Here is an 8,006-nt window from a genome sequence, read left to right as displayed (position 1 = left end):
CTTAAAAAAGAGGTACAAAATCGGGACTTTTTTATTCCAGCATGACCTGTTCACGCTCGACAGGCAGAGGCTAAGGGAACTGTGCGAGCTGATGATCGGGAAAAAGCTGGGGATCGCCTGGACCTGCAGTTCGAGGATAGACAGCCTGGATGTCGAAGATGATACCTTGGCGCTGATGGCGAGGGCCGGGTGCAAAGGTATCTTTTACGGGGTCGAGACAGGTTCGGAGAGGATGCAGCGGTTGTTAAACAAAAATATTAATTTGGATAGGGTTGAAGAAGTGATAAAAAAAACCATTAAAAATGATATCCCCTGCGCGGCCTCGTTCATCATCGGCTTCCCGGAGGAAAAAGAAGCCGACCTGAACGATACGTTAAACCTTGCCCTGCGCCTGGCCAACATCGATTATATTTCGAAAGTCCAATGCAACCTTATCGCGCCGGTCGCGGGCACAAAATTGATGGCGGACTACAAAAAAGATCTGATCATGACGGAATGCATCTCTTATTACACTTCATTCAAATTATGCCGGTCGGATGAAATGAAATTAATAAAAGAAAACCCCGAGCTATTCAGCGCTTTTTACAATCTCAAAACGCGCTACGTGCCTTTAGAGGTGTTTGTCTTTGTCCAGGATTGGGGGGTGTGGATACTAAAACATTTGCCTAAGAGCTTTTTATTGCTCTGCCGCGAATTGGATATTACGCCGTTAAAAGCGATTTATTTATGGATTAAATGGTTTAATCGCAACGGCTATGAAATAACTACGACCGTTAGCTTTAATGACGCTTACAACAAATATTACAAATATGCCAGCGGGATTTATCGTGAGAATAAAAAGCGATTCTCATTTGTCAGGGACCTTATGAAATATGAAAAATGCATGAATCTAATCAAGCTTAATAAAAAGAAAAAGATCAAAGGCTGTTCACAAGTCGATTTGAGACAAATGTTTCGGGGGGATTGGCGAAAGGTCGTACCGGCCGTATCAAAGCAATTGATTAGCCAAACTTTTTCATATGATATTGAAAAATATTTCAGTGACAACAGGGAAAAAAACTTGGAAACGTATAATAATCAAGAGAAATTACATTATCTTTTTTATAATTTAAGTGATAGATTGGTAATCCAGAGAATTAGTAAAAAAACGAAATTGTTTTTGGATAAGATCGATGGGGAAAGGACTTTCGGGGAAATTATCGATGATTTTAATAAAGTTTATCCCACGCCACGCTCGAAAATAGGGCGATTTTTAAGGGAAACTATAAAAAATGGCGTTATTAATACAAATTTAGGATGACCTGGATCCGCAATGGTAGTAAAGTAAGATGAAAACATGCCTAATAAATCCCCCCAGTTTTCTTAACGCAGACCAAGCCTCGGATTATTTTAACCGACCGCCATTGTCAATCCTGACCCTGGGCACGATACTAAAAAACAAAAACAAACCGGTTGAACTGCTGGACCTGCAGCTGCTGATAAATCAAAAAGTTCTCAGGTTTGATCGGAGTTTTTATAAGGCAGCGGTTAAGCTGATCGGCGCGAAATGTGCCGACGTGCTGGGCTTTACCGCTGTGTGTTCGAACTATCCGCTGTCGCTCAACCTGGCGCGCGAGTGCAAGCGAGCGAATCCGAGATATAAGATCATCTTTGGCGGCCCGCAGGCGACCGCGACCGGGGAAGAGACGATGAGGAAGTTCCCTTTTATCGACATCGTTGTTTACGGAGAAGCAGACATAACTCTGGTCGAGGTGATCGACAGGCTGGAAAAGGGCGAAAGCCTGGCGGGAGTAGCGGGGATCTCATATCGAGAAGGGCCAAAGATAGTCCATAACGGCAAAAGGGAATTGATCAAGGATTTAAATGAATTGCCGCTGTTGGACTATGGACTGGCCGTGCCTTTGTCGGAATATCAGGGTAAGCAGAAAAGCTATGTCGCGAGCATCGAAGTGGGCCGGGGCTGTCCGTACAACTGCGTCTACTGTTCCACGAGCGTCCACTGGGGCCGGAGGTTCCGGCTCAAATCGGCGGAGAGGATCGTGGCGGAATTAGTTTACTTAAAACAGAGATACAAGATCGGATCATTTGCCTTCCAGCATGACCTGTTCACGCTCGACAGGCAAAAGCTCAGAGAACTATGCGAACTGATGATTACGAAGAAACTGGGGGTCACCTGGACCTGCAGTTCGAGGATAGACAGCCTGGACGTCGAAGACGATACCCTGACGCTGATGGCCCGGGCCGGATGCGAAGGCATCTTTTACGGGGTGGAGACGGGGTCGGAGAGAATGCAGCGGCTAATTAAAAAACGCATTAATTTAAAGAGGGTTGAACATATAATAAGAGAAACAATTAAGAACAACATTGAATGCGCGGCCTCGTTCATAATCGGTTTTCCGGAAGAAAAGGAAGCCGACCTGAACGATACATTAATCCTCGCCCTTAAGCTAAGCAATGTTGGGCCAAAAGTGAATATCAGGCTGTATCTGGCGGCCCCGGTTGCCGGCTCGGAATTAATGGAAACAAATAAAAAATCTCTGGCCTTGACCTACTGTTATTCGGATTTTAACGACATCACTTCATGTTTAGGCACGAAAAGAGAAGAGATCAAGAAGTATCCAGGGCTATTCAGCTCCTTTTATAACCTTAAAACAAAATATCTGCCGCTGGAGCTGTTCATCTTTGCGCAAGACTGGTTGTTCCCTGTCATACAATATTTGCCAAAAAGCTTTGCGTTATTATGCGACGAATTAAAGGCGGCTCCGTTGGAAGTATTATATTTATGGATCAATTGGTTTAACAAAAATGAACATTTAATAGAAAGCCCGGTATTAACCCATAAATCAATGGACTATTTTTGTAAATTCGCAAAAGAAATCCACAGAGAGAAAAAGATCGAGGCCTTGTTTTTATTCGATCTTCTGAAATATGAAACGGTGATATATAACGTCCAATTTATTAAAAAGTCATTAACAGCCGGGACCGTCAAGCAAACAAGAAGAATGAAGGGCGATTGGGTAATGATAGCGCCAAAAATATCAGAGCAAGTAATATATGGGTCATTTAATTATGATGTAAAAAAGTATATGGAACTGGGGAAGCGAATGGGAGCTCAAAAATCTGGTCGCAACAGAAAAGTGTCTTATTTGTTCTATAAGATAAACGGCGAAATCGATGCGCGAAAAATAAGCGCAAGGACAAGAGAGTTTATTGGGGGGATGGATGGGACGAAGTCGTTGGAAGAAATTGCGGAAGATTATAAAAGGACATATCCAGTAGCAAAACAGAAGATCAAGGCGTTTATAAAGAACGCAGTTAAAGACGGCATTGTCGAGCTTGAAAGCCTCTAAGTAATTGACTGAAATTATTCCCCAATAAAATCGAAACAATTGTAGGAAAACAATTAAATTACTCAATGGGGCTATTGCTGCCTCGGGGGAAAAATGAACTGTACCAGTGCGACGGTAATACAACCTTATCTGTGCTTATTGGAATGCGGCGGCGCAATGACGGCCGATACAATTGCTCCCTCCCCGCCAACAAACCTGAAATTAAGTAATGATGAGGACCGGACGGCAAGGATCGCCTGGTCGGGGCCAACGAGTAATAATAACGGCTCACGATTGACCGACCTGGCCGGTTATGTACTGGCCCTTCGTGATATTTCTACGAATGGAGATTGGGTGGAAATCAAAGTCGGCGACGTTACGACAAAAACGATCGAGAATCTGTCCAATAGCCATGTTTATCAGTTCAGGGTCAAAGCCTACGATTCGGCCAAACCGGCAAATTATAGCGATTGGTCAGCGATAGCTTCGATCCAGTTGACAGATAAAGTCAAGCCGATAATTCGACACGTGCCGATCTCGAGCGCCGAAGTGTTCACTGAAATTAATATCTGTGCCCAGATCGCCGATAATGAAGCGGTAAAATCAAGCAGGCTATATTATAAACATATCGACAGCAGGGATTGGAGCTTTGCTCAGATCGAGCAAGACAAAATATGTGATCACGCGATAATCCCAGCCGCGGCAGTGCGTTTGGGCGCCATCCAGTATTATATCGACGCGACAGATAACAGCGGCAATTGTGCGCATCTTCCGCTGGAAGCTCCGGATACGAACTACTTGATCAACGTCTATGATCCAATTCCGCCAAACATTGTGCACACCCCGATCAAACGTATATATATTGACGAGGATTTTAAAGTCACTGCCAGGATAACCGACAATGTCGAGGTCAAAGACGCGACTTTATATTATCGCATTTATAACGCTAATCCCTGGCAGTCCTACAAAATGAAAGAAGAGAACGGCATTTATTCTGCCGCCGTGCCAAAAAACAGGCTAAGTTTGTATCGTGCCGAATACTATATCGAAGCCGTCGATCCCAGCGATAATCGATCAACCGAGCCGGCGGACGCCCCAAGAGAATTCCACCGTGTCAAGGTGCAGGTGAATGATAAACATTACCCCTTGTCGAAACAATGACGCCTCGCTTTAAGAGAAGCAGACAATACGACTTAAATGAGCAATTTGCCTGCGCGCATGATGGTTTGCGGGGGCCGATCGGGATAATAGACAGTTAATTCCGGATCCCTGACCAAAAAGTCAAAATGAGATTTGGAATTATTCCGGCCGCCGAAATTACGATTGAATCCAAAAGCAATATGGATTGTGCCCGCAACTTTTTCATCTTGCAGCATATTTCCACAAATCGGATAAGAGGCTAAACCGATCCCTAATTCTCCGGTTAGGCCAGCCTCATCATCTTGAGAGAGAGAGGCCCGGAGTTTTGCCAGCAGACGGTTGTTTCTGGCTGGCGCATTAAGCCATTGCAAACTTGTTAATCTCCCCCCGTTTATTTCGAGTTTTAGCGGTTGGGGAAGAATGCCCAGGCTTGTGGTTGAGGCGTCTGCGATCACAGTTCCATTTGTTCCAGATTCAACAGGCGCGCAGAAAAGTTCCCCGCAGGGGAAATTGGTAATACCGCTGGTTCTTGGGATGATATCATCATGAAATTCTCGTCCACGAATGTCGATTTTAACATCAGTTCCAAGCGCTGTTTTGATATGAACTTCGGACGCGGCTTTGAGATTTTCTAAAAGTTTTCTGGCATTATCAATCATTTCTCCGAAATTTATTTTAATTTTCAGCATAGCTTCTTCAATTTCAGGGCAATGAGCAATTACCGTGTCGGGCCCCGTTTCCATTTTACCCAAGTTAACTCGGTCCGGCGTTTCTTCTACCAACGATTTTAAAACATTAATAATGAGAGCAAAGCTATGACCGGACAGCGCGGCCGCCAGCCTTTCTTGAGTATCGCCGGCAAAACGTTCTTTTCCAATCTGAAAAACTTTAACTTCGGCCCCCAGATTCCGCGCGGCCTCGACAAAAGCCGCGCCGATCTTTTTTTTGGGAAGATCGTGAAAAACAAGTACCTTTTGCCCGGCACGAAGGTTATAACGTTCTTTTAAAGCAATCTGAGCGCCTTTTATCAGCCCACTCATTTTTGTATTAATCATCTCACTTATATATCCATGAATCTTTCGAGAAATTTCATACTAAATAAAAATGAATATGGAAATGATCAGGCATGAGCTGTGGTTGAGCAGGCGCGTAATCATGAAGATTCCATCTAAAAATGGGCGAATTGTAAATAAACTCAACCGGGATGCCGATTTCCCGCTCTATTTTTAATTTATTATCGCCTATTAAATCACGCCCCCAAGCGGAAAAAGGAGAATTAGGGATCAGTATCAAATCCGGCCTTTTTTTATGTTTTCTTAGCCAGCTTCTAATAGCAAAAATAAAATCATTGACGACGAGCAAGTCTCCCATAATGATACTGCCCCCAAAAAATCGATTCTTTGGGACAAGAAGAAAAACGTTTATTCTTCCATTATAATGTTGTTTTATAAGAAGCCTTAATGTCGGCCTGACCATTCGGGATGTTATTAGCAAAACATTCTTTGCCTTGTAAACGGCGCTATATCTATAGACATCCAAAACATCATCAGTTTTCAAGCCTTGAGGCAGCATTATCCCAAACGGATCTATCATATCGCCGTAGGCCTGCTTCATGAATGGTAAATAGGGGTATTTGTGCTTTCCGTATTTAATCAGAAAGGAAAGTATTTTGCCGCCGCGCATTATCTTAATGCTAACCGATTCCTTTTTTAATAAGTTAGCCAGTGCCTCTTCCCTGTTATTTATGCTTATTTTATCTATTTCCAATAATATATCGCCGGTTTTCAAGCCGGCCTGATAGGCAGGAGAATTTTTTACGACTCCAAGAATATAGGGTTTTGTTAAATAACCGCTTCCCGGCAGATTCTCGACAAATAGATTTGGCGAAAAATATAGCGGCACTGACAGATTCTTCCGGTATACATTTATCCATTTTGCCAATCTTCTCCATAACTCTTTTGTTTTGAATAATTGTTTGTTCGAAAAATATTTACTGAAACCTGGAGCACAGATTTTGACTGCATAGGCATCATTTCTTTCCGCGTAGCGGATCGTTTTCTTAATATCGGATAAGGGAAGACCGGGCCAGGCAACAATGTTCACGGTGAATGGGATTTTATGTTGTTTTAATAAAGGCAGACTGGCAATTGCTGTCCCCGGGCGAGAATCGTTCATTAATTGTTTCCGGCGGTTTATATCGGCACTATTTAATGAAATCGATATTTTTAAAGGGTGGAAACAGGCAAGTTTGTCGATCATTTCATGGGTCAGGGGGGTGCCGTTGGTAAGTATCTCCAAGATTTTGGAACAGCCCTTTTCTCTTAAGCTCTTCAACCCTTTTATAATATTGGGATTTGTTAGAATCTCATCGTTCTCATATGTTTCACCGGCAACTAACCCGAGTGACTCTTGTGGGTTAAAATATTTGAGGCGTGTTTCCATTTCTTGAAAAGAGTTTTTCCTTTTTGTTTTGATAAAAGAAGGGGTTCCTTTTTGATAGCAAAATACACAATCGGCATTGCAGTGCCAGGAAAATTGCGCCAAAAAAGCATCCGGGCTTGTTTTTATAAGCCAATCTTTTAAGACGCGTAATTTAAACGCAAATGGCAATTTAGCCCGGGAACGATTGAGCGCAATCTGCACAAGCATTATTTGAATAATACGCTTTATAAAAATAATTCTTGGGTCGGATAAAACATAAGAATGATCGGGTTGATATATAATGTTTTGCCGAATGTTTAATTTGGCCAGAACGTTTCGTTGTGATATAGAATTGCCGTTTTTATCTTCAAGGTCAACTATATATCGAATGCGCGATAAAATAAAATTAATTAACTTGATCATTTGTAGATAAATAAGAAGCGTTATGAATACTCATTAAAACAGTATTGAATCGATAATTATTTATTTCATCTTCAAGCGCCCCTTCTTTAAAATCGACAAGCTCTAAAGGTTTTAATAATTTAATGAGATCATTTATTGTAAAGGCGCATGAATAGCTGCCGTTCTTGGCCCGATAGTTTTTCCCTTTGAATAAGCCCGGGTAAGACCGGTCGAATTCGGACAGGATAAAAAATCCGCCATGCTTTAATGCATTAAATGCGTTGTTTAGGTAAGCTTTCTGATGCTTTTTCCTTATATGGTCGAGCACGCTCCAGTCAAGAATAAGATCAAACAGGCCAAGCGCAGAAATCGAATCCCTGACGGTTAGATCAGCCAATTTAAGACTTACGTTAGCATCGTCCCGAAATCTATCCCTGCATAATCTAATAGCTTCTTTGCAGGAGTCAATCCCAAAGACTTTAAACCCTAATCTCCGAAGATAGTCTATGTGCCTCCCATCTCCGCAGCCAAGATCCAACGCCCTTTTATCCTTGGCGCGATCGGATAAGTTATTGGCCCTTATAATATCCACCACACTTTTACTTGCGGAATAATCCCAGCCGAATCCATTAAGCCGCCTTTGCGAGTTGTTTTCATAAGCGATTCGATATATATTTGTTTCACATCTCGAGCAAGTATTTCTCATGAATTAAT

The 8,006-nt window shown here is 42.6% G+C and carries 7 protein-coding genes; 3 read left to right on the top strand and 4 right to left on the bottom strand.

The genetic code is table 11. The features are described from left to right. Positions 1–195, bottom strand: a 195-nt coding sequence (locus WC903_07445) for a hypothetical protein (GenBank protein MFA5893773.1), incomplete at its 3' end; no start/stop codon positions are given. Here WC903_07445 and WC903_07440 point away from each other — a divergent pair. The 3 genes from WC903_07440 (at position 107) to WC903_07430 (ending at position 4,490) form a co-directional block, all read left to right on the top strand. Then, positions 107–1,300: a radical SAM protein gene (locus WC903_07440; GenBank protein MFA5893772.1), complete on the top strand. Its 1,194-nt coding sequence runs from the start codon at positions 107–109 to the stop codon at positions 1,298–1,300. The two genes, WC903_07445 and WC903_07440, sit on opposite strands and share 89 nt — an antisense overlap. A gap of 103 nt (positions 1,301–1,403) precedes the next feature. Beyond that, complete coding sequence (locus WC903_07435) at positions 1,404–3,350, top strand: radical SAM protein (protein MFA5893771.1); 1,947 nt, start codon at positions 1,404–1,406, stop codon at positions 3,348–3,350. A 156-nt stretch (positions 3,351–3,506) separates the two neighbouring features. Beyond that, positions 3,507–4,490, top strand: coding sequence for a fibronectin type III domain-containing protein (locus tag WC903_07430; GenBank protein ID MFA5893770.1), 984 nt, complete (start codon positions 3,507–3,509; stop codon positions 4,488–4,490). Positions 4,491–4,522: 32 nt separating this feature from the next. Here WC903_07430 and WC903_07425 read toward each other — a convergent pair whose 3' ends face one another. Genes WC903_07425 through WC903_07415 form a run of 3 tightly spaced genes read right to left on the bottom strand, consistent with a single transcriptional unit; the run spans position 4,523 to position 7,998 of the window. Continuing rightward, positions 4,523–5,509: an aminopeptidase gene (locus WC903_07425; protein MFA5893769.1), complete on the bottom strand. Its 987-nt coding sequence runs from the start codon at positions 5,507–5,509 to the stop codon at positions 4,523–4,525. Between the two features lie 49 nt (positions 5,510–5,558). Further along, positions 5,559–7,313, bottom strand: a complete 1,755-nt coding sequence (locus WC903_07420; protein ID MFA5893768.1) for a radical SAM protein — start codon at positions 7,311–7,313, stop codon at positions 5,559–5,561. Continuing rightward, on the bottom strand, positions 7,297–7,998 hold the full coding sequence (locus tag WC903_07415; protein ID MFA5893767.1) for a class I SAM-dependent methyltransferase: 702 nt from the start codon (positions 7,996–7,998) through the stop codon (positions 7,297–7,299). Before WC903_07415 ends, WC903_07420 begins: the two co-directional genes overlap by 17 nt. Between the last annotated feature and the right edge of the window lie 8 nt (positions 7,999–8,006).

This window comes from Candidatus Margulisiibacteriota bacterium (assembly GCA_041658645.1).
Taxonomy (GTDB): Bacteria; Margulisbacteria; WOR-1; order O2-12-FULL-45-9; family XYB2-FULL-48-7; genus JBAZZV01.
Note: the sequence above shows the minus strand (reverse complement) of the source record. Positions and strands in the feature narration are given on the sequence as shown.

What these genes read in the sequence shown, in the direction of transcription:
- WC903_07430 (MFA5893770.1), top strand. Translation starts at nt 3,507, where the DNA reads ATGACGGCCGATACAATTGCTCCCTCCCCGCCAACAAACCTGAAATTA.
- WC903_07425 (MFA5893769.1), bottom strand. Translation starts at nt 5,509, where the DNA reads ATGAGTGGGCTGATAAAAGGCGCTCAGATTGCTTTAAAAGAACGTTAT.
- WC903_07420 (MFA5893768.1), bottom strand. Translation starts at nt 7,313, where the DNA reads ATGATCAAGTTAATTAATTTTATTTTATCGCGCATTCGATATATAGTT.
- WC903_07415 (MFA5893767.1), bottom strand. Translation starts at nt 7,998, where the DNA reads ATGAGAAATACTTGCTCGAGATGTGAAACAAATATATATCGAATCGCT.